The 21,682-nt window shown below is 49.0% G+C and carries 23 protein-coding genes; 3 read left to right on the plus strand and 20 right to left on the minus strand.

The genetic code is table 11. The features are described from left to right. Positions 1-19: 19 nt before the first annotated feature. Both QEP07_RS03490 and QEP07_RS03495 read right to left on the minus strand, forming a co-directional pair. Positions 20-1,204 (minus strand): efflux RND transporter periplasmic adaptor subunit, encoded by a 1,185-nt coding sequence (locus tag QEP07_RS03490; RefSeq protein WP_285008538.1) that lies wholly within the window; start codon positions 1,202-1,204, stop codon positions 20-22. 92 nt (positions 1,205-1,296) lie between these two features. Further along, positions 1,297-1,896, minus strand: a complete 600-nt coding sequence (locus QEP07_RS03495) for a TetR/AcrR family transcriptional regulator (protein WP_285008539.1) — start codon at positions 1,894-1,896, stop codon at positions 1,297-1,299. Positions 1,897-2,060: 164 nt separating this feature from the next. On the opposite strand from QEP07_RS03495, the gene QEP07_RS03500 reads away from it, so the two are divergent. From QEP07_RS03500 to QEP07_RS03510, 3 genes are all read left to right on the plus strand, one after another. Then, positions 2,061-3,086 carry a LacI family DNA-binding transcriptional regulator gene (locus QEP07_RS03500; protein ID WP_285008540.1) on the plus strand — a complete coding sequence of 342 codons (1,026 nt, stop codon included), beginning with the start codon at positions 2,061-2,063 and terminating at the stop codon, positions 3,084-3,086. Positions 3,087-3,184: 98 nt separating this feature from the next. Then, positions 3,185-4,180, plus strand: a complete 996-nt coding sequence (locus QEP07_RS03505; protein WP_285008541.1) for a sugar kinase — start codon at positions 3,185-3,187, stop codon at positions 4,178-4,180. Between the two features lie 5 nt (positions 4,181-4,185). Next, positions 4,186-4,842, plus strand: a complete 657-nt coding sequence (locus tag QEP07_RS03510; protein ID WP_285008542.1) for a beta/alpha barrel domain-containing protein — start codon at positions 4,186-4,188, stop codon at positions 4,840-4,842. A 27-nt stretch (positions 4,843-4,869) separates the two neighbouring features. Here the strand turns inward: QEP07_RS03510 and QEP07_RS03515 are convergent, their stop codons facing one another. From QEP07_RS03515 to QEP07_RS03600, 18 genes are all read right to left on the minus strand, one after another. Then, on the minus strand, positions 4,870-5,208 hold the full coding sequence (locus tag QEP07_RS03515; protein ID WP_256005365.1) for a helix-turn-helix domain-containing protein: 339 nt from the start codon (positions 5,206-5,208) through the stop codon (positions 4,870-4,872). A gap of 166 nt (positions 5,209-5,374) precedes the next feature. Next, the gene (locus tag QEP07_RS03520) at positions 5,375-7,090 is read right to left on the minus strand and encodes a GMC oxidoreductase (protein ID WP_285008543.1); all 1,716 of its coding nucleotides are present in this window, start codon (positions 7,088-7,090) and stop codon (positions 5,375-5,377) included. Positions 7,091-7,095: 5 nt separating this feature from the next. Continuing rightward, positions 7,096-7,587 (minus strand): gluconate 2-dehydrogenase subunit 3 family protein, encoded by a 492-nt coding sequence (locus tag QEP07_RS03525; RefSeq protein ID WP_285008544.1) that lies wholly within the window; start codon positions 7,585-7,587, stop codon positions 7,096-7,098. Positions 7,588-7,615: 28 nt separating this feature from the next. After that, positions 7,616-9,643, minus strand: coding sequence for an alpha-amylase family protein (locus QEP07_RS03530; protein ID WP_285008545.1), 2,028 nt, complete (start codon positions 9,641-9,643; stop codon positions 7,616-7,618). Between the two features lie 20 nt (positions 9,644-9,663). Continuing rightward, entirely contained in the window at positions 9,664-11,037 is a 1,374-nt protein-coding gene (locus tag QEP07_RS03535) for an MFS transporter (RefSeq protein ID WP_285008546.1), read from the minus strand. Positions 11,038-11,060: 23 nt separating this feature from the next. Further along, the gene (locus tag QEP07_RS03540) at positions 11,061-12,563 is read right to left on the minus strand and encodes a tagaturonate reductase (protein ID WP_285008547.1); all 1,503 of its coding nucleotides are present in this window, start codon (positions 12,561-12,563) and stop codon (positions 11,061-11,063) included. A 117-nt stretch (positions 12,564-12,680) separates the two neighbouring features. Continuing rightward, positions 12,681-13,553, minus strand: a complete 873-nt coding sequence (cysM, locus tag QEP07_RS03545; protein WP_285010724.1) for a cysteine synthase CysM — start codon at positions 13,551-13,553, stop codon at positions 12,681-12,683. After that, the gene (gene epsC, locus QEP07_RS03550; RefSeq protein ID WP_256005358.1) at positions 13,553-14,365 is read right to left on the minus strand and encodes a serine O-acetyltransferase EpsC; all 813 of its coding nucleotides are present in this window, start codon (positions 14,363-14,365) and stop codon (positions 13,553-13,555) included. Before epsC ends, cysM begins: the two co-directional genes overlap by 1 nt. Before the next feature lie 57 nt (positions 14,366-14,422). Beyond that, the gene (locus QEP07_RS03555; protein WP_285008548.1) at positions 14,423-14,812 is read right to left on the minus strand and encodes a DUF3037 domain-containing protein; all 390 of its coding nucleotides are present in this window, start codon (positions 14,810-14,812) and stop codon (positions 14,423-14,425) included. Beyond that, complete coding sequence (locus tag QEP07_RS03560) at positions 14,790-15,587, minus strand: HipA family kinase (RefSeq protein ID WP_285008549.1); 798 nt, start codon at positions 15,585-15,587, stop codon at positions 14,790-14,792. Before QEP07_RS03560 ends, QEP07_RS03555 begins: the two co-directional genes overlap by 23 nt. Positions 15,588-15,601: 14 nt before the next feature. Then, a complete protein-coding gene (locus QEP07_RS03565) occupies positions 15,602-16,282 on the minus strand; it encodes a lycopene cyclase domain-containing protein (protein ID WP_285008550.1) in 681 nt (226 codons plus the stop codon). Next, a complete protein-coding gene (locus QEP07_RS03570; protein ID WP_285008551.1) occupies positions 16,279-16,773 on the minus strand; it encodes a sterol desaturase family protein in 495 nt (164 codons plus the stop codon). Before QEP07_RS03570 ends, QEP07_RS03565 begins: the two co-directional genes overlap by 4 nt. Position 16,774: 1 nt before the next feature. Further along, on the minus strand, positions 16,775-17,296 hold the full coding sequence (gene idi / locus QEP07_RS03575; protein ID WP_285008552.1) for an isopentenyl-diphosphate Delta-isomerase: 522 nt from the start codon (positions 17,294-17,296) through the stop codon (positions 16,775-16,777). Beyond that, a complete protein-coding gene (locus QEP07_RS03580; RefSeq protein ID WP_285008553.1) occupies positions 17,293-17,796 on the minus strand; it encodes a hypothetical protein in 504 nt (167 codons plus the stop codon). Before QEP07_RS03580 ends, idi begins: the two co-directional genes overlap by 4 nt. Then, positions 17,793-18,629 carry a phytoene/squalene synthase family protein gene (locus tag QEP07_RS03585; RefSeq protein ID WP_285008554.1) on the minus strand — a complete coding sequence of 279 codons (837 nt, stop codon included), beginning with the start codon at positions 18,627-18,629 and terminating at the stop codon, positions 17,793-17,795. The genes QEP07_RS03580 and QEP07_RS03585 overlap by 4 nt, the downstream gene beginning before the upstream one ends. Continuing rightward, positions 18,610-20,130 (minus strand): bifunctional phytoene desaturase/3,4-desaturase, encoded by a 1,521-nt coding sequence (crtID, locus tag QEP07_RS03590; protein WP_285008556.1) that lies wholly within the window; start codon positions 20,128-20,130, stop codon positions 18,610-18,612. The genes QEP07_RS03585 and crtID overlap by 20 nt, the downstream gene beginning before the upstream one ends. A gap of 96 nt (positions 20,131-20,226) precedes the next feature. Next, on the minus strand, positions 20,227-20,865 hold the full coding sequence (locus QEP07_RS03595; protein ID WP_285008557.1) for a DUF6266 family protein: 639 nt from the start codon (positions 20,863-20,865) through the stop codon (positions 20,227-20,229). Positions 20,866-20,946: 81 nt separating this feature from the next. Further along, positions 20,947-21,591 carry a DUF6266 family protein gene (locus tag QEP07_RS03600; protein WP_285008558.1) on the minus strand — a complete coding sequence of 215 codons (645 nt, stop codon included), beginning with the start codon at positions 21,589-21,591 and terminating at the stop codon, positions 20,947-20,949. Positions 21,592-21,682 lie beyond the last annotated feature (91 nt).

The following is a 21,682-nucleotide window of genomic DNA, read 5'->3' on the forward strand; positions in this document are numbered from 1 at the left end:
CTATTTTATATATGCATTATTAGAGTTTCGCAACCTTCTGGGCAGCCTTTTCTGGCTTAATCGCCTGCCCTTCCTGCAAGCGGTCAATGCCGCTCAGCACGATCTGATCGCCGGTCTTGATCCCCTCCTTTACCAAATAATTTGTACCGCTCTTTGCAGCAACAGTGATCGGCACTTTTTTCACTTTGTTACTGTCGGCTACAGCAAAAACAAATATTTTGTCCTGCATCTCTATGGTGGCCGATTGCGGAACCAGGATGGCATCGCGGTGTGAAACGCCCAGACGGATTTTCCCGGTATTGCCCGATCTCAGCAGTCCCTCCGCATTCGGAAAAGTTGCCCGCATCGATATTGAACCGGTTTGTTTGTCAAACTGTCCGTCTACCATATCCACCCTACCCTTATAAGGATACACGGTTTGATCGGCCAGCAAAAGTGAAACCTCCGGAATCTGCCTCGCCCGTTCAGCCAGGGTTTTGCCCTGATAGCGGTTGTTAAAGTCTATAAAGTCATCTTCGCCAAGTGAAAAATAGACATGCACGTCGTGAGCGTCCGACAATAGAGTCAGCGGTTGCGGATCAGAAGGGTTAACCAGACTTCCCGGCTTTTTAGGGAGGCGACCTACATAACCGCCCACAGGCGCCTTTATAAGCGTATAGCCCAGATTGATACTGGCTGCACCCACGCCCGCCTTCGCTTGCTCAACATTTGCCAATGCCACTGCATATGCCGCTTTGGCACTTTTCAACTGGAAATCTGAAACCACCTTATTTGCAACGAGCGGGGTAAGCTTGTCTACCTCGAGCGAAGCGTTCAAAAGGGCTGCTTTGGCCGACTGTAACAATGCTTTCGCATTGTTTAGTGCCTGGATAAAAGGTTGCTCATTGATTTTAAATAATGGCTGACCTTTTTTAACCAGTGCGCCTTCGCTCACATAGATTTTCTCCAGTGCGCCAGATATTTGCGGACGTATTTCTAAATCCACAGCACCTTCTATAGCTGCAGGATATTCCACGTAGGTGGTTTCATTAGTTTTCTGCACTTCTGCCACCGGAAGTGCTACCGGGGGTGGCGCCGTCGGTGCCGCATCGCCGCTGGCACAACCATATAATGCAACCGATAACAGACTAAGCATAACGTAATTAACAACATTATACCGTTTAACACTGTTAAGTAGATGTGTGTAATTGACTTGAGTTTTCATATATAATTATTAATAATGGGCAAAAAATAACGGCCTTAATCCGTTTAACGTCGTTAAGTGATAGCGATAAAAAAAGGGCGCTAACCCCTTGGTCAGTCGTTTATATACCGAGTAATACCTTTAATAGCATCTCTTAATATCTTTTGATTCATTTCTTCATTCCGTCCCTTGTTCACCAGGTTGATCGAAATCAAACCATGAATAATCGACCAGAACGTATAGAACTTTGTACAAATAAAATCTTCCGAAGGGTTTTCGCGTGTCACCAGCTGTTCAATCACCTCGTATATAGGATCGTCGGCAAGCTCTGCTTCCGGCATGGTTTTTTTCATCTCGCAGCAGTTCATATCTACACCGTACATCAGCTGATAAAGCTCCTTATATTTGAAAGCGAAATCCCAGTATGCAATCCACATAGCCTCCAACTGCTCTTCGGGCGTGTTAAACCTGGCTCTTGCATCCTTAATTTCACCAGCCAGTATCAAGTAGCCTCTGCGGGTAAGCTCCAGAAGGATCCCCTCCTTGTTCGGAAAATATTCATAGATAATCGGCGCGGTATACTCAATCTTATCCGCTATCTTCCGCATGCTAAGCGCCTGCCAGCCCTCCTCCTTCACAATATCAAGTGAGGCATCAAGAATATTCAACCTTGTTTCTTCCTTAAGTCGTGCAATTCGCTCCTTACTTCCCATGACCTTTTCGCTAAACCTGTAAATAATTTAACACTGTTAAGCAAATGTAAATACGTTTTTTAAAATCCCTATCATCTATTTGTCATTTCAAAAAGTGCCGAAAAAATATCGTATTCAGGTTTAATAATTGCAACTTCGCCAGGTAGCACCAAACAAGAGTCAGAATGAAAAGCAGCGTTACCCTTAAAGATATTGCCAAGGCGCTTAATTTATCTATCTCTACCATATCAAAGTCTCTTAACGACAGTTATGAGATCAGCACAGATACCAAGGCCAGGGTACTGGAATACGCCCGCGAACATCATTATTCCCCAAACCGCCTGGCTAAAGGCTTAAAGGAAGGAAAGAGCAGATCCATCGGTGTGGTTGTTTGTTCGCTGAACAACAATTTTGTTGCACAGATGCTCGATGGAATCGATCAGGTGAGCACTGCCCGCGCCTATCAGACCATCATTATGCAGAGCAAGGAATCGTACCTACAGGAGAGGGCTTGTCTCGAACTGCTTCATGCCGGCGGGGTCGACGGCATATTGATTTCACCAGCCTGCGAAACGAGCGACTTCAGTTTCCTGAAATCCCTGCAGGCGGGCGGATTGCCTATCGTGCTTTTCGACAGGCTCAGTGAGCAGATGCATACCGACAAGGTTGGGGCCGACAACTTTAAGGGAGCCTACGAAGCGACAACTCACTTGTTAGACCAGGGCTACCGTAATATTGCGCATATTACTACAAATACCACTTTAAGCATTTCCACCGATCGCCTGAACGGCTATAAGCAAGCCTTACAGGATCAAGGAATCACCTACCGCCCCGAGCTTGTCAAATACTGCAGCTATTCAGATTCCTCCAGTATAAGGACAGATCTGGAGCACGCGATAGACGAGCTGCTGAAACTTGATACCGCGCCCGATGCCATCTTCACTGCGGGGGATCAGATCAGCACACAGTGCCTCGCTATCCTCAATAAGAGAGGTATAAAAATTCCCGCTGATCTTGGCCTGGTAGGCTTCACCAACACAGATCTGGCCGATGCATTAAACCCGGCGCTAACCACTGTTCACCAGCCTGCGTTCGAAATTGGACAACTTGCTGCCGAAAAGCTTATCGCACTGATTGAACACAAATCAGGTGAGATATCCCACGAAACTAAGGTTTTAGACACCGTTCTGATGGTTCGGAATTCAAGCTGAAGGGAACCCTCCACCCGAAAACGATTTCGTGAATCGCTGCAGGCAGATGCAGAAAGCTACGCATAATCTTGTATAATTGTATCGGGAGACACCAATAGATGCAAACGAAAGATAACGTACTTATTTTTGGCGAATTACTGCTTCGTCTTAGCTCTGCCGCAGAACACTTCATTGCGTCCGACCAGGCGGTTTCGATTTATCCCGGCGGATCGGAAGCAAACGTCGCGGCATCACTCGGACAGTGGGGTATTCCCGTCTCCTACCTGAGTTGTGTTCCGGATAATCCACTGACCTCCAACGTCCTCAGCTATCTGGAAGAACTGAATGTCGACATCTCCAAAACCATTAAAGCTGAAGGAAGGCTGGGACTGTATTTTCTGCTGTCGGCCAACGGGCTCAGCAGCGGTGAGGTGGTGTACGACAGAAAGCACTCCTCATTCAGTAACCTTAAACCTGGAACGATCGACTGGAACGAGGTGATGAAGGGGCATACATGGTTTCACTGGACCGCCATTACCCCGGCGCTAAGCGAACATGCTGCCTTGCTTTGTCAGGAGGCGCTTCAGGCTGCCCGGGCCAATAATCTTACCATATCGGTCGATCTCAACTACCGGAGCAGGCTTTGGGATTACGGAAAAGAACCCATAGTGGTCATGCCCGGCCTTGTGGATCATTGCGATGTGGTCATGGGCAATATCTGGGCGGCCAGCAAAATGCTTGGCACAAGCATCAACAGTTCTGTGGGGCGACATACCAGCGTAGATGATCTGCGTATGGAAGCTGCCAAATGCGCCACCGAGATCTTTGACCTTTTCCCGCGCTGCAAACATATCGCACAAACATTCCGGTTTATGGACCAACCCACACACAACCTTTTCCACGGCACCTACCATAATCGTGAAGGACATTATCACTCCCCTGTTCATGAAACACAGCGGGTGGTAGACCGGATCGGAAGCGGCGACGCTTTTATGGCCGGGTTTATTGCGGCCTTATTAAGTAATGCCGGTGGACAAAAAATAGCGGAATACGCAACAAATGCCGGGTACCAGAAGTTATTCGTAAAAGGCGATTTCGGCAACGGCACAATCTAATGTATATGAAAGCACATTTAAGCACCATATCCAGTATAGAACAGTATCCGGTCATTCCCGTATATTATCATGATGACCCGGAAGTATGTAGTTCAGTACTCAAAGCCTGCTATGAAGGCGGTATAAGGATCTTTGAATTCACCAATCGCGGCGTCAATGCAGCTGAAAATTTCAGCATATTGATGAGGCTCCGCGACGAGCAGTATCCCGACCTCCAATTAGGTATCGGAACCATCAAAACAGCAGATCAGGCCAGGACGTTTTTAGAAAAAGGGGCCGACTTCGTGGTAAGCCCTATAGTAAAAGCCGAAATAGCGGAGGCTGTACAAAAAGAAAATAAGCTTTGGATTCCCGGCTGCATGACACCCACCGAAATATCCCTGGCAGAAGAGCTCGGTGCCACACTCATCAAATTATTCCCGGGAGACATTCTCGGTCCCGCATACCTGAAATCGATAAAACCTCTGTTCCCGGATTTGAAGTTCATGCCTACCGGCGGGGTAGAGCTGACTCATGAAAGCATCAGCAGTTGGCTGAATGCAGGTGTTTCGGCTATAGGCTTTGGTTCAAAGCTGTTTGCCCGACCAGACAGCGAAACACCAGGTTTTGCCTGGCTTAGCAGCAGATGTCAGGAACTGTTAAAGATGGTAAACAGGAAATAGACCTGTTTACCTTAATGCTTTTAGCAACTATGCGTTTTTTCTCCGGTTATCTTCCTGATCATACAGTTCAATAAGTTTTCCCTGTAAACGGATCACCGTACTTTCGAGTTCGGCGATACGGCTTTTCAACTGGTCAACAAGAACAGTTTGCTCATTAGCGTCCTCTTCCCCCACATCCAGCAGCTGCCTTAACGTAATGTTATGCACCTCGGCGATCTGATTAATCCTGCTAAAGTTCGGGTCAGTAATACTTGTTTCCAGTTTAGAATATGCGGGTATCGAAATATCCAACAGGTCGGCCATAGCCTTTTGATTAACGCCTTTACGCTGTCGTAAGATTTTAAACTTCTCACCTAATGTCTTCATAATTTTGCTTTTTATAATCCCTCAATTATATTGGAAATAAATTTAAGGTAAATCGTATTAAAAAAGCTAATGGAATTGACTTTTTTTTACGCGATTTAAATAATAAGATAATTTTCAGCAATTATTTTGCATTATTATGACATACCGCTAAACTACTGCTTCCCGATCAAAGCTCCAAGCGCTTCATGGCCGACACGGCGTAGTCAACCGCCCTTGCCGTAAAAGCCATGTAAGTCAGCGATGGATTCTGTGTCGAGGTACTTGTCATGCAGGCGCCGTCAGTTACAAAAACATTCTTGCACTGATGAAGCTGGTGCCACTTGTTCAGGAGCGATGTGCCTGGGTCGTGTCCCATCCTTACACCACCCATTTCATGAATGTCCAGCCCAGGGGCCTGGCTTGCAGCGTTTACCCGAATGTCAGTAAACCCTGCAGCGGTAAACATCTCCGATAGCTGCTCAATGTAATCTTTCTTCATTTTTACATCGTTGTCGTCGTAGTCAACCGAAATCTTCAGCTGAGGAATGCCCCATTTATCTTTTTGCTCACTATCGAGCTGCACATAGTTACTTTCCTTCGGAATCGTTTCTCCCATCATGTGAGAACCTACCCGCCACGGACCAAGCTTTTTATGCTGCAGCTGCATTTTCAATTCCGCTCCTATCCCTGAGGTATCCGAATCAGAGCCTCTGGATGCACTGAACCCGGCCGCATAACCTCGCATAAAATTTGTTTCCTGCTTATGCAGATTCCGGAACCGCGGAATATACCCTCCGCCTACCGGATTGCGTCCATCGGTGGTAAACTGCTTCAAACCAGGATATTGTGCACTTATACGTGCACTGTAATTATGGAAAGCGACATATTTCCCAAGCAAGCCATTGTCGTTGCCCAAACCGTTGGGGAAGCGGGCCGACTTAGAATTCAGCAATATAAGGTTGGTATTGATCGCCCCGGCGTTCACAAAGATCACCTTGGCATAAAACTCCATCACCTCATTCGTGTTGGCATCAATAACCCTAACCCCGGTAGCTTTACCTGCTTTATCATCGTAAAGGATCGATTCTACCACAGAATTCGGTCTTAGCGTCATCTTGCCGGTCTTCTGCGCCCAGGGCAAGGTAGAAGCATTACTGCTGAAATAACCTCCAAATGGGCACCCGCGCTGGCAAAGCCTGCGGTTCTGGCACTGCGCCCTTCCCTGCTCATAAAACACGTCGCTGCCCTTGGAGATATGTGCGCCGCGGGCGCTGATCACGTGCCGGTTCCCGTATTTGCTGATAAGCGATTTTTTAAAATGATCCTCCACAGCATTCAGCGGATAAGCAGGCAGGAATTCCCCATCCGGCAGTTCGGCCAAACCGTCACGGTTTCCCGATATCCCCGCAAAGCGTTCCACATAGCTGTACCACGGAGCAATGTCCTTATACCGGATGGGCCAGTCCACCGCAAAACCATCACGCATAGGCCCCTCAAAATCAAGGTCGCTCCAGCGCTGGGTCTGACGCGCCCACAACAACGACTTACCCCCTACCTGATAACCCCTTATCCAGTCAAACGGCTTTTCCTGAACATAAGGGTGCTCGTTGTCCTTCACAAAGAAATGCATGGCATCCTCCCTGAAGGCATAGCATCTGCTTACAATCGGACTCTCCGTTCTTATTTTCAAAGAAGGCTCCCCACGATGTTCGAAATCGTATGGATATTTATTTGTGGTAGGATAGTCGACAATATGCTTTACGTCCCTTCCCCGCTCAAGCACAAGCGTTTTCAGGCCCTTGCCGGTGAACTCCTTAGCGGCCCAGCCGCCGCTTATACCCGAACCGATAACGATCGCATCGTAAGTATTGTTCTTTACGCTATTTATATTAAGGTTTGACATATTCGTTAAGATTTTACTGGAAAGTATCCATTATACCTGGCTGGTACAAGCTCCCATTTCACCAGGTTGGTCATTACATACTTAGAATTCAAATAACCATTGATCGTCTGTTGTTTCATGATGCGGAAAAACGCCTTAATATCATCAGACTCCGCTTTGCCAGCATTCACCTGAACCACCATCTCGTTCAGCGCCGAGGGGTCCAGACCTTTGAAAGCGGCCAAACCCGACATAAAACGCTTCTGGTCCTGCGGTTTGTAGCAGTCATCCACCATCTTCATGACAAACAGATGCAGCCCCAAATCTTTCGCCCCCGGGGTCGTCGTCTTCGGAATAATGATCTCCGCGATCTCTCCGAGCAACTTCTCTTCAGCCGCATCCATACGCACATGATTAAGCCACACAGAAGCCTTTCCTGCAGCCTTCAATCCTGAAGGCAACAGGGCTAGTCCCCCGCCAAAGATCATGATCTGCTTTATCGCTAAACGTCTATTCATTTGTACAATCCTTTATAAATCATCCTGTTTATAACTTTATCTTAAATATTTCCGCATCTGAAGCGGCAAGCGCAAACTCCAGTCTGCCAGATGCCTTCAACGGCGAAGCCACAACACCAAAAAGAGGTTCAGCCTCGTACTTGTCGCGTTTTAAACCTATATCCCCAAGCGGAATCACAACACGTTTTACCTTGCCCGTATAGTTAAACACGGCCACATACATATATCCGTTTCGCTTCGACGTAAACACCTCAGCAGCACCATCTGCACTTTCCGCAGGTTCCGGCCTGAAAGCTACCCCATGCCGTGCGATGTCCAGAAGTTCACTATTTTGCAGCAACTTTTTCGCCGTCAAATCCCATTTGCCTGGCGAGGCAAAATCATCTCCCGTAATCAAAGTACCGGTAACAAGCGCCGAAGCAAGCCTTGCCCGGTTAACCCCCTCAGCTTCATCTCCAAATACAACGTGATCAGCATCGATAAAATTGTATACATACGTCTGCCACCAGCCATACGTCACGCTGTTCAACGTGTACTCCGTATCTTTCATGCTCTTCCAGGCATCACAGGCAATCCGCCGGATGTGCGCATAGCGGCCCGTAGCCATACTGGGCGATATGGCCGCGTAGATCAGCATTTGTCCATCCAGCCGCTTCACCAGGTATTCCATGCCTACACGATAGGCCTGCATTCCAGTGGTTACAGATTTATCATAGAAGGCGTCCGACTCAGCCGCGGCATGCCCCAGAAAATCGATCTTGATCATGGTAAATCCGCAGCCTTTAAGCTTATCGACAATAAAGTCAATCCGCCTCTGCGTCCCGGGATGTGTAGGGTCCAGTGCCCTGGCACCGTCAAAATCATGATAGCCTTGCTTCACCTTGGTCCACATGTCGGCAAACCTGTACTTACTGCCTTCGGCTGTCCTGTTACCTCCTGAGGCAAAACCCCAGTCGGTAAACGGCGCCCAGTACACGCCAGGCTGCAAGCCTTTCCGCTTGCAGTGATCCGCAAACGCTTTAAGTTTGGTATAGTCGCCGCGCATCCCGCCGGTCATATTGTCCCAGAAGGAATCCAGGTCGATGTAAGCCGTATGGTCATTTCTGAAACCAGAAAGCTCCTCCGCAAAATAGTCCGCCACACCAGTCGCATTTTCATAGCTCAGTTTGGTTTGTATCACCCCCCAGCTGTTCCAGCCAAAGGGCACTGGTTTGTCCCAGTTGAACACAAAGGGCTTTTCGTGAATCCTGTTGGCCTTACCGTAAGCCTCCATACCCACCCGCCAGTCGTCAAAATAGCCTACAAAAATTCTTGGTGAACGGATCACACTGCCGGTCAGACTACCATGCTCCAACTGATCGCGGGTTACCTGCGGATCGGTGTACCCGGCGGTGACTTCAAACTGCGCCTGTTTATCATTCAAGCCCGCCGTTTTAACTCCCGTTTTCCATTCCGTGTGCGCCACAGAACCAGCCACCAGTCCTGCCCTGCTTCGATCGTCAAATATTACGCCCACCTCCGAACTCGTCGTTGTCAGGCCCCGACGCAAAGCCTCCGTGTGATATCTTACAAAAGCGTCGTTGTCAAAAGGCACAAACAGTACTTTATTCCCGCCGCTGGCGGAAACCTGAACTGCCCCGGCCTGTATGGGCGATAAATAATTGCTCACCAGGCGCTTGCCTCTTATCGCCAGTTCCGTAAAAAAATAGTCATGTCCGGGGTACACATAGAACACCTGCTCCATGTCAGGCTGGCCGTCACGCCGCAGATTAAACACGTATTTAAGTCCGCGTCCAAACCCGTCAGTAATGTTTGTCAGGCGGTGACCAGCATACATATAGTCTGTACTGTTCAGCAGCAACCCGCCATTCTTAGCTGCGCCTCGTGCCGAAGAGATTACTTTATTGTCGCCAGCCATTACATCATACAGACCAGATTCCGAGTGGTAAACAATTTTGCCTTCGCTGCCAAAAGGAATGATGATCTGCTTCGCGGAACAGACAGTGACCTGCAGAAGCGCAAACAAAAAGCATATCAATCGGCTAAACCCATTCATAACCAACCCTTCAGATCAAATTACAAATCAGTAATCGGCTTGTACTTCGGAACCAGAGCCTTCATGATGACCCAGGCCACCAGATAAGCCAGCGCACAAATCGTAAACATGATGGTATAACCCGTCTCAATATGCCCCAAGGCCTTGTACTTGTCAAATAGCGCTCCCCCAAGCTTGGTAATAAGCACGCCGCCCAGTCCGCCTGCCATACCGCCAATACCTACCACAGAGGCGACTGCTTTTTTCGGAAACATGTCAGACACCGTGGTAAAGAGGTTGGCCGACCAGGCCTGATGCGCTGAGGCACCGATACCGATCAGGATCACCGGAACCCAGAACGTAAGATGGCCGAGCGGTTGCGCAGCCAATACCACCAGCGGGAACACTGCAATGACCAGCATTGCCTTCATCCTGCCGTCATAAGGCTCAAGTCCTTTTTTAATGAAATACATCGGAAACCATCCCCCGCCTATACTTCCAAACATCGTCATACTATACAATACCGCCAGGGGCAGCATAATCTGTGTATCCACCATGCCATACTGATCTTTCAGATAGGCTGGAAGCCAGAAAAGGAAAAACCACCACACGCCATCGGTCATAAATTTGCCCACCGTAAACTCCCAGGTCTGCCGGTAGGTTAATAATTTAATCCAGGATATCTTCGCCTCCGGAACTACCGATTCCTTTTGCGGCAGTTCATATTCTGCCTCACCGTCACGGATAAACGCCAGCTCTTCTTTCGATAGGCGTTTCTGGTGCTCCGGACGATCATACAAGCGGAACCAGAAGAAAAGCCATAAGAAGCCTACCCCTCCAATGATGATAAACGCCGCCTCCCAGCCCAATTCCGTCGCAATAAAAGGCACGGTCAGCGGCGCCAGAATGGCGCCCACATTAGTCCCTGAATTGAAAATGCCTGTGGCAAACGAACGTTCCCGCTTGGGGAAATACTCCGCCGTAGCCTTAATAGCCGCCGGAAAGTTGCCCGCCTCTCCAAAACCTAGCACCGCTCTGGACAACATAAATCCGGCTACCGATACAGAAACAGAGGCGATACCTACAAAACCCAGTACTGTGGCGATACTCTGACCGATAGGAACAGCGAAAGCGTGAATTATAGCACCTATCGACCATATCACGATCGCCCAGGCAAAACCGCTTTTGGTGCCCAGCCGGTCAATAATACGTCCGGCAAACAGCATAGAGATGGCATAAGTAAACTGAAATACAGAAGCAATATTGGCGTAGTCGCTGTTCGACCAGCCGAAAATCTCTTCCAGCCGGGGTTTCAGCAAACTCAATACCTGCCTGTCCAGATAATTAACGGTCGTCGCAAAAAATAATAAAGCACAGATGGTCCACCTGTAGCCAGATGCTTTTTTTCCTTTCATTGGGTATTATTTGGTTGTTTGGTTTAAACGCTGTTCGCACCGGCGAGCGCAGCTTTCACGCCCTTTTCCGAAATATAAGAAAATTTTGCCTCAACTGCCCCGGCAAAGCCATTTAATTTGGTCAGGTCTGTGCCCCACAAGACCTCATCAGCCATCACCGTATGCACATATTCCTGGTCTGCAAGCTCCCTCTTATCAAAAAAGTAGGCAGCTGCATCATCTGTAATCACATAAGCATGCCCACTGGCAGTGCCGTAATACTTGCCATCGCGAAACTCCCGCGGGCGCACAAAATGCAAATAAGCCGCAAAGCCTAACGCAATATTTTCAGGCACCCGGTTAAACACGCGATAATATTCCAGGATGATCGGAACCACGCGGATCTTCATCTTCATGGTATACTGAAAAGTAATATTGATCCAGAGGTGCTCAATATACGGATTAGCAAAGCGGTCAATGACCGATGCCGAAAAGGCCATAGCCACTTCCGGCTCTACGGCATACGGGATTGCAGGAACGATCTCCGATTGCATCACAACAGAAATGAAGTTGCGGAGCGACTGGTCCGTCATGCCCGAACTCACCGTTGGGATGCCAGAGAGTACCGCCAGCCCGCAGGATAGCGTATGCGTCCCGTTGAGCAATCTCACCTTAAGCTCCCGGAAAATCTCGATATCTGAAGTCACAATAAAACCATCATCCACACCTGTAAGCCCAATCAGGTCGGCCACCTGCGCATCGCCTTCTATGGCCCACAGGCGATAAGGTTCGCAAATAATGAGGAGATCATCGCTATAGCCCAGTTGCCCTTCCAGCCGGGCCAGCGTAGCCGCGTCTGGTTTACCAGGCACGATACGATCCACCAGCGAACTGCAAAAATAAACCCGACGGTCGAGCCACAACTTAAAAGCCCGGTCCAGACCATTAAACACAATCAGTTCATAAACAATAGCTTTCAGCTTAGCACCGGCATCCGGAATGAGTTCCGTGGGCACCACAACCAGGTTTGCCGCGGCACAATTACCCAACGCTTTATACCGTTCCACAAGCACAGCCAGCAGCTTTGCCGGAAATGACACTGGCGGATGTTGGTCAATACTTTCTTTAACCAGTTGAATGCCCACCTCCGTGGTGTTCGACACGATCAGTTTGATCTCCTGCCTACTTCCTGCCTCAAGTACCGAAGCCCAGTCCTGATCTGCCGGGATCACCCGGCTTATGGCCGAGGAGATAAGGTTCTCTTCCACCGGCTCCCCACGCTCCAATCCGCGAACACATACCGTATACAAACCATCCTGGTTGGCAAAATCCTGAGCGTCGCCTTTGGGGGTCGACTTAACCACCACTACGCGACCATTAAAAAAGCCCTTTCTGTTGGCTTTGTCAATGAAATAGTCGGGCAGCCCGCGCAGCAAAACGCCGGTACCAAACTGCAGTACTTTTTCCGGAAGTTCGAGAAGTTCAGAAGACGGAACGGCTACAAAATCAGTGTTGGCAACTGCCAACGTTTTCTTGGACAGATTCATATTTGGTTGGATACGATATAAACAATTGTACAGAATTATTCATAAAGTATGAACCCTTGAACCAGAAATATTTACGCAATCGTTATCGCTGCCGCGTCGAAACAGAAGAACCGACAACTAGCCAAACAGGTCACTGCTCAGGTAGCGATCGCCACGGTCGCAGGCAATAAATACGATCAAACCTGAATCAAGTTTTTCAGCTAAGCGAAGTGCAGCGGCAGCCGCACCACCGGTACTCATCCCCGCAAAGATGCCTTCTTCCCTGGCCAGGCGCCGCGACATATCTACAGCGTCTTGTTGCGACACATCCATCACCTGGTCGACCCTCGAAGCATCAAATATTTTTGGAAGATAAGCAGGCGCCCAGCGTCTTATCCCTGGAATAGAAGACTCCTCTGTTGGCTGGCAGCCCACAATCTGAATATCCGGATTCTGTTCCTTCAGGAACATGGAATTACCCATAATACTCCCCGTAGTACCCATCGCACTCACAAAATGGGTGATCTGCCCTTCCGTATCGCGCCATATCTCCGGCCCGGTCGTCTTATAATGTGCCAGGTAATTATCCGGATTCGAGAACTGGTTAAGCAGGAAATAATCCGGTCGCTCGCCGCGTTCCTCTGCATAATCCCGGCAAGCCTCGATAGATTCGAGCAGCGTAACCTTTGCACCGAAAGCTTCCATAGTCAGCGTACGTTCCCGCGTCGAGTTGGCCGGCATCACCAGCTCAATCTCCAGACCATAAATCGCGGCGATCATCGCCAGCGCGATACCCGTATTCCCGCTCGTCGCCTCAATCAGCCGCACGTCTTTGCCAACCTCCCCACGCTCTATCGCGCTTCTGATCATATTCAGTGCCGCCCGGTCTTTAACGCTGCCACCCGGGTTATTGCCTTCCAGCTTAGCAAACACCCGTACGTTCCGATTCGTATTCAGCTTCTTTAGTTCCGCAAGCGGCGTATTTCCAACACATTCAATAATACTGCCCATCATGAGTTCACAGGTTTAGTTTCTACTTTAATGGTCGACTGGTGATATACCGTTGAGCCCGGCGCTACACTTCTGGTAAGCCATACATTACCCCCTATCACGCAATGGTCGCCAATCACCGTCTCCCCGCCCAAAATCGTTGCCCCGCTATAAATGATCACATGATCACCTATCGTTGGGTGCCGCTTGGTATTCTCCATATACTTCTCCACGCTCAGCGCCCCGAGGGTCACCCCCTGGTACAGCTTTACATGGTTGCCAATAATCGTCGTTTCACCAATCACCAGGCCGGTACCGTGATCTATATATAAAAATTCGCCTATATCAGCAGCCGGGTGAATATCGATCCCCGTCACCGAATGGGCAAACTCCGTTAAAATCCTTGGTATAATCGGCACGTCGGCCTGTAATATCGCATGCGCGATCCTATAAATCGCAATGGCGAAAAAACCCGGGTAACTCCTGATGATCTCGAACCTGCTTTTCGCGGCAGGGTCACCATTCAGGATCGCCGTAATATCATTATTCATCTTCCGGTACAGCTCCGGAACCTCCTCGAAGAATGCCCGAACGATTTTTTCATTATCACATTCATCGCAGGCCTTGGTAGCGTTCAGCATAGCCAGCAAGGCAGTTTCCTGCCGGGCAAAAGCACGCCTGATCTCGTTCACCGAATAGTCGGGCGATGTAACCCGCTCAGGGTACAACAGGTTTAGCAAAGTCGTAGCCCACTCCGCAACTTCCTCATTAGAAGGAACAGGCTCAATCTCGCGCTGCTTGTTATATATATGAAGATAAAACTCCTCGTTCATTTCCGTATGAAATTAGAAGATCAAAGGAACAAAATTATCTACAAACCCGGTAGATTTTTATCGTAAAACTACCATATCACTGTAAAGCTGGTGTAATTTCTCACCTGCGTCGGCGCAAAGTCCCGGGTGCACCTTAGAGGCCTGCAAAATGGTGCTGCGCGTAGCGGTAAGCCACCTGAATCTCGACGCCATATCCAATTCTGCAATCGGGCCACTGTGCTTATCTCCCACACAAATCCGGCCAAAGGCCTCTAGGTTCTGGCGCACTACCTCCAGATCCAGATCCGGGCACAGCGCCAGGGCCCGCTGCTGGTCGAGAAATACCTCAGCACGCAAAAACTGCTGTTTACGGCAATACAATACCACCCCTATATTGATAAACTCCTCGCGTTCCACCCGGGGTACCAGGCGTAGCACCGCATACTCAAATAAATCTCTCTCTTGCATGCTGAGCCTCATTAACAAATACATCAGAGTTAGCTACCCTAAGCTTCAGGAAATCCGCATACACGGCTCGACGCTCTTCCACATGCTCCGGTCCCACATCCTGCGAAAGCCAGTCGACCGGAATCAAGGCCACAACATCGTCGATCACCTGATCGCTCAGCATCGCCTTAAAACGTACATCTACCTCCTTCAATTCCGCCGCCTGGGGCAGCAGCACATGATCTTTCACCAGGGCGAAAGGCTTTTTAGCCTGCTCCTCCCAGTTCTGCATCGCATGATGAAAATACAGCGAAGCACCATGATCTATCAGCCAGAGCTCCCGATGCCAGAACAACATATTCGTATTCCGTGCCGTCCGGTCCATATTGGTCAGCAGACAATCCAGCCACACAATTTCCGAGGCAAGTTTAGTATCTATCGCCGTCACGGCCGGGTCGTAGGTAATGGCGCCCGACAAATAATGCAGCGCCAGGTTAAGCCCCACGCTGGCTTTGAGAAGATCCTGTATTTCCTCATCCGGTTCCGTCCTGCCAAAGGCCTCGTCGACATGGGCAAACACCAACTCAGGCACCTTAAAACCCAGCACACGGGCAATCTCGCCGCCAATCAGCTCGGCGATGAGCGCCTTCAGGCCCTGACCGGCGCCCCTGAATTTCAGCACATATAAAAAGTCATCGTCGGCCTCCGCAATCGCCGGCATCGATCCGCCCTCCCGAAGAGGCGTCACATACCGGGTCACGTTAACCGTCCGCAACTGTCTAACCATAGTATCCATGCCTTAAAGTTCCGTTATTTTCTCAAGAGATTCTTATAAATGAGCAAATTCATCAGAATCAGCGCCATGCCGTAAAACACATCCTCAACCGGGATGGTCAGCAGCCGCAGGCCAAAAATCTCCGCCGTATTGTACCACACCACATGTTCATCCATGCCCGTTCCCGTCAGCAAGCCGTTCACAATCGTAAACGGGATCAACAGTACCGCATAGATCAGGTAAAATTTGCCCAGCCATTGCACCTTAAGCACATACCGGGCTATAATAAGCAGGAAGGCAAGCAGAAACGCGGTAACTGTGGTGTAGACCTGCTCAAACGCCACCACACCAACAATCAGCATCAAAGCAATCAGCAGGGGGGTAAAGACAGCTTCCGCGCGGGCAGACATACCCTTCTTGATAAAGAGATCCAGACAATGGAAAGTAAATACGCAGGAATACGGGATACAAAGGAAAAACAACACCTCCTCCACAGGCAGGTTCCCTACCTTCAATCCAATCAGATACCTCGGGTTGAAGCCCCATACCCCGATCGAGGTAAAGTAAATATCCCAGCATATGAACACCAGTCCCGTAGCCACCACAGCCGGAAAAAACGCGCGCCAGGTCTTATAAAAATTCAGCTTAGGATGAAACGAATAGATAAAAGGAACAATGATCGTAAAGAAATCGATCAGCAGATAAGCATAGTTCATATTTCCAGGCCCTTCCCCGGATCTGCCTTACGGTTCCGCTGCTCAAAGAAATACTTCATTGGCACCCAGAGCATCCCGAAACACTCCCCGTCTTCCTTGCCCAAATGCTTGTGGTGCATCTTGTGCGCGCGCCGTATCGCTTTAAAATACCAGTGGTCGCTGTTCCTGAACAACTTAAACCGCTGATGTATAAATATATCGTGCACAAGGAAATAAGCCAATCCATATAAAGTGATACCTATACCAATCCATAGCGGTATGCGGTAACCATACATTGTGCCTAAAGCCAGACAAACAATGCCGGGGATCGCAAAAACCAGGAAAAAGAAATCGTTGTGCTCCAGGAAACCCTCCGTCTCCTTTTTATGATGATCCTTGTGCCAGCGCCATAGCCATCCGTGCATCACATACTTATGTGCAAGCCAGGCCACACCCTCCATCACAATAAACGTGGCCAATACAATCAACACATTCCAAATCCAGTGTTCCATGTCAAAAATATTTACGATAATGGTCCGTCACCCTGTTAAAGCAAATTTTCAGCCACTCGGTATATCTATCCGGATGATCCGTAAGGTCGGCTGCCAGCTCATCCATCATCACATAGCGATAATCCGCCACCTCATCAGCGTCCGGCTCCGGCAGGGCATCACTCACACCGAAAAACACATGATCAAATTCATTTTCAGAAAGCCTTTCGTTTACCGGCGCATGGTACATAAAGCTAAACACATGCTCCAGCGAGGTATTGAGCCCCATCTCTTCCATCAAACGCCGGTTGGCCGCATCAATCGTATCCTCACCGCTTCGGGGGTGACTGCAGCAGGTATTTGTCCACTTGCCCCCCGAGTGGTATTTGTCGAGCGCCCTTTGCTGGAGCAGCAGCTCACCCCTGCTATTGAACACAAATACCGAAAACGCCCGGTGCAGTTTGCCCAGCTCATGCGCCTCCATCTTTTGCATGGTGCCAATCGCATTATCCTGTTCGTCAACCAATATTACTTCTTCCGTCATTTCCTCAATTTCTTTAAATCCTCCGGCGTACAATGCTTGGAGGCAGACAGATATCTCTGAACTTCCGTCCTCAACGCCTCATCTTTAATCATCTGCACCCGGTTTACCAGCAATTGCTTATCTTCTTGTATATCGTCCGAATAGCCAAGCACAGCAGGCAGGTTCGTCTGAATGGTAAACCGCAGATACCGCATCTCCAGATCTTCCGGGTTACGGGCAATCGCTTCTTCAATCAAGTTTCTGCCCTTCTTAAACCAGGAAAGCTTACTTATCGGACTAAAAGCGTATTTCGCCTGAAGCATCTGTGCTGCACCCTTATAACACAACAAAACTGGTGTCCGGTCCACATCAGCATCGGTAAGCAGCTTAAGCAGCTTGTCGGCCGACTTCCGGTTTACCGCCGCCTGGTTATATAAAGAACGAACCTCGGCCGGTTTAGGTACACCGCTCAACGTAAAACCGGAACATAAAAACAGCAGGCCCAGCAACAGTACCCTCATATCGCATTCATCTTATATCGGATCATCGAATCGCACATCAGGCCAAACTTCTGACGGTTCGATATCCTGATCCGCTCCGACATCACCTTCTCTGCCGTGCAGCGTTTTATCTTGTTAAACAGTTCCTTATAATAAATATAGGCCAGATACACACCTCGTCTTGCACCCGCAGGCAATTTCTTGATCCCTGCCAGCGCCTCCTTAAACTCCCCCTCTATGTCGGCCTCAATCAATTTCTTTTCATCGTTAGAGAAGCGCGACAGGTTCACCTCCGGAAAATAATTCCGGCTCAGCGTATAGTAATCGGCCTGCACATCCCGCAAAAAATTAACCTTCTGGAAAGCGGAACCAAGCTTCATGGCCGGTTCCTTAAGCGCCTGATATTGCGCATCATTACCCTCCGTAAACACCCGCAGACACATCAAACCCACCACCTGGGCAGAACCCAGAATATACTGATCGTATTTCTCAGAATTATAGTCCTGCTTGCTCAGATCCATCTCCATACTCTGCAAAAATAAGTCAATCAGTTCTCTTTCTATGCCATAATTGTTCACCACCTCCTGAAAAGCATGCAATACAGGGTTCAGACTGATCCCCATATCAATCGCCTCATAACAATCCTGCCTAAACTTGTTCAGCAGGTAAGCCTTGTCGTAGTCGTGGAAACTGTCAACAATCTCATCCGCCAGCCTCACAAAACCATAAATACCATATATCGGTGCGCGCAGATGGCGATTAAGAAAATAAATTCCGAGCGAAAAACTCGTGCTATAACGCCTCGTCGTCAGTTTACTGCATTCGGCAGACAATTTATCGTACAGTGCTTTCATAGGTGTGCTTAATATATTTGATCAGTTGATGAGCTGCAACATTTCCGGATATAATGGAAGGAGGCACGCCCGGTCCCGGTACCGTAAGCTGCCCTGCGTAAAAAAGATTGTCAATATGCCTGTTTTTCAAGGAAGGCTTCAAATTAGCCGTCTGCATCAAAGTATTCGCAAGTCCGTAGGCATTGCCCTTGTACGAATTATAATCGGCTATAAAATCGTTCACACAATAACTTTGCCTAAAGTCAATAAAGTCCCTGATTTTTAAACCGGTATATCTTTCCAGGCGTTCCATGATCACCTCAAAATAGCGCTCACGGTTCGCCTCGCTGTCATCCGCACCTGTGGCAAGCGGCATCAGCACAAAGAGATTTTCACAGCCTTTTGGGGCAACAGTGTCATCAGTTCTGGACGGGCAGCATACGTAAAACAAAGGCTTGCTCGGCCATTGCGGCTCCTTATAAATTTCATAGGCATGCTGTTTCAGATCCTCATCAAAAAACAGCGTGTGGTGATTCAGTTTATCTATACGCGTTTTTACGCCGATATAAAAGATCAGGCAGGAAGGTGCCAGCACACGCTTATCCCAGTATTTCTCCGAATAATTACGATGCCCGGCACCAAGAAGTTTATCCTCCACATGGTGATAATCCGCCGCCGCTACAATAGCCTCATAATCCTTACGGCCGCTGGCAGTTACCACACCGCTTGCCCTTCTGCCGTTTACCTCGATCCGTTCAACCGGTGCTTCGGTAAAGAACCTGGCGCCCGAACGTTCAGCCACCGTTTTCATCGCCTCTATCACAGAAGCAAAGCCCCCTTTCGGATACCAGGTCCCCAGTTTAAGTCCCGCAAAATTCATCAGGCTGTACAGCGCGGGCGTATCCTCAGGCATGGCGCCCAGGAAAAGTACCGGGAACTCCATCAGCGCCACCAGCTTTGGGTTTTTGAAAAACTTACGCACATGTTTACTGAAAGAATTGAACACCTGAAGCTTAAATACGCCCTTTATCAGGTCCATATCTACAAACTCACTGAGCGACAAGCCCGGCTTGTACACCAGCTTGTCCATACCCACATGATACTTATAGGCAGCTTCCTTCATAAAAACATCCAGGCGCGTACCGCTGCCCCGCTCAAGCGATTCAAACAAAGCCTTCAAAGCCTCATAATCCGCCGGGATATCCATCGCATCGTCCATACCAAACACCACAGTGAATCCCGGATCCAGCAGTTCCAGATCGTAAAAATCACTGGCCTTGTAGCCAAAATCATTAAAGAAGCGCTCAAAGACATCCGGCATCCAGTACCAGCTTGGCCCCATGTCGAAGGTATAGCCATTGTCCGTGACCAGTTGCCTCGCCCTGCCACCTACCTCGCGGTTCTTCTCATAAACGTCGACACGGTGACCCGCCCGGGCCAGGTAAGCCGCTGCGCTCAGGCCCGAAAAACCAGCCCCTATTACCGCTATATTAGGATTATTCAGATCATTCTGGTAAGACATGCAGTTATTTGGTGTAGTTTCAATTCGTATAATATTCTAAAGCTAGACAAAAAATGGTACAATTTTGTTTTTTATTGGCTAAAAATCAGTGTTTTTTTACACAATTACACAACCGACAAAATTGCTGTCCGAGGTATTGTCAGTTTCCAGGTCAACAAAAGACAGGTAACAATACGCCTCTTCGCCAGGCAAGTCGGCCGGAACAGGCAAAACATCTATTCCCGCCCCCCTGTGCGCACCGGCAAGCTGATATACCACCTTACCTGCGGAAGGGAAAAAAGCCAGCATCATAGCGCGGTGACCCTTTTCCCTCAACGTCAACCCGGCAGGCACAGCCCAACTAAACTCAAAAACACCGCCGGCTACCTCTACCTTCGCATCCTTCGCCACCGACAGGCTGCCCGACGAAACCACTACCTTGCTATAATCAAGCCGGGTATGCGGATATGCGCCCGTCAGCGCATGCTCCATCAAACTCGCCACCGCCAGGTTGTGCGGGTACAGCCCTGCCTGTCTGGCCTTAAGCATATAGCCCCGCTTAATAAAAGCCTTGGCCGGCCTGAGCATGTCCATAATGACCCGCATCCTTTGCCGGCATGCCAGTTGCTTTCTACTAGGCGGCGCGTTGTTTTCACCAATCATGCGCACCACGTTCATCCCCATCAATTCATAATACACCAGGTTGCCCACTTTGCCCGAAAGCACCCCATGTATATTCTTTTTAATAACACCCATATCAAAAAATTTAAAATGAAATAATAGATAAAAAAGGAAAGGTGCATCAACGCACCTTTCCTTGGCAGTAAAACCCAGGATTTACATCACCTCGACCGACCCGAGGTACACGCTCGTGCTCACCTCTTTCTCATCCGCACTCAGCACAGAAGCATACACCTCAACATTGTCGCCGCTGAAAGCAGGCGGCAGCGCCATGTCGTAACTAAGCGCCGAACGCAGGATGCCCGCTGGCGAAATCACAAACTTCTGTTTCAGTGGGTTGTAAATGATGATCACCACCTCATCATCGGGCGCACCCGGCTGCAGCACATCAATTGTCGCAGTCCAGCTAAAATCCAGTTGCGCCTCTTCGGTAGTCGCCACCGCCAGATCAGAAAGCGGCGCACGCTTGCCCTTGCTGAACAGCACCTTCGGATAATCAATGGTAAAATTCGGATACACACCCGTGATGGCATTATCCAGGTTAAACTTCACAGCCGCATTCCACGCCGTCATTTTCTTGTCTTCACGCTCAAAGCCAAGTTTCAAAAACGAGCTCACATCGCTCAACCAGCCTGTCACCAGACCAAGTTTCATGTGAACACTCAATTCAGCCTCCGAGAAGGCCCTTTCTGCGCGGTGCGGACGCATAGAGAAAACATTCTTTCCCCTAACGATCCGGCCCACGTTGTTTCCGGTGCGGCCCTTCAAATGATAATAGGGTCCGCCAAGTAAAAATCCCATAATTGAAATTTTAAAAGTGAATAATTTGTTAATTCAGCAATCCGGCACCAGCTAACTGCCTGTAGCACCGCCTTCCTGCTGTCACAAAACA

This window comes from Pedobacter faecalis (genome assembly GCF_030182585.1).
GTDB lineage: Bacteria > Bacteroidota > Bacteroidia > Sphingobacteriales > Sphingobacteriaceae > Pedobacter > Pedobacter faecalis.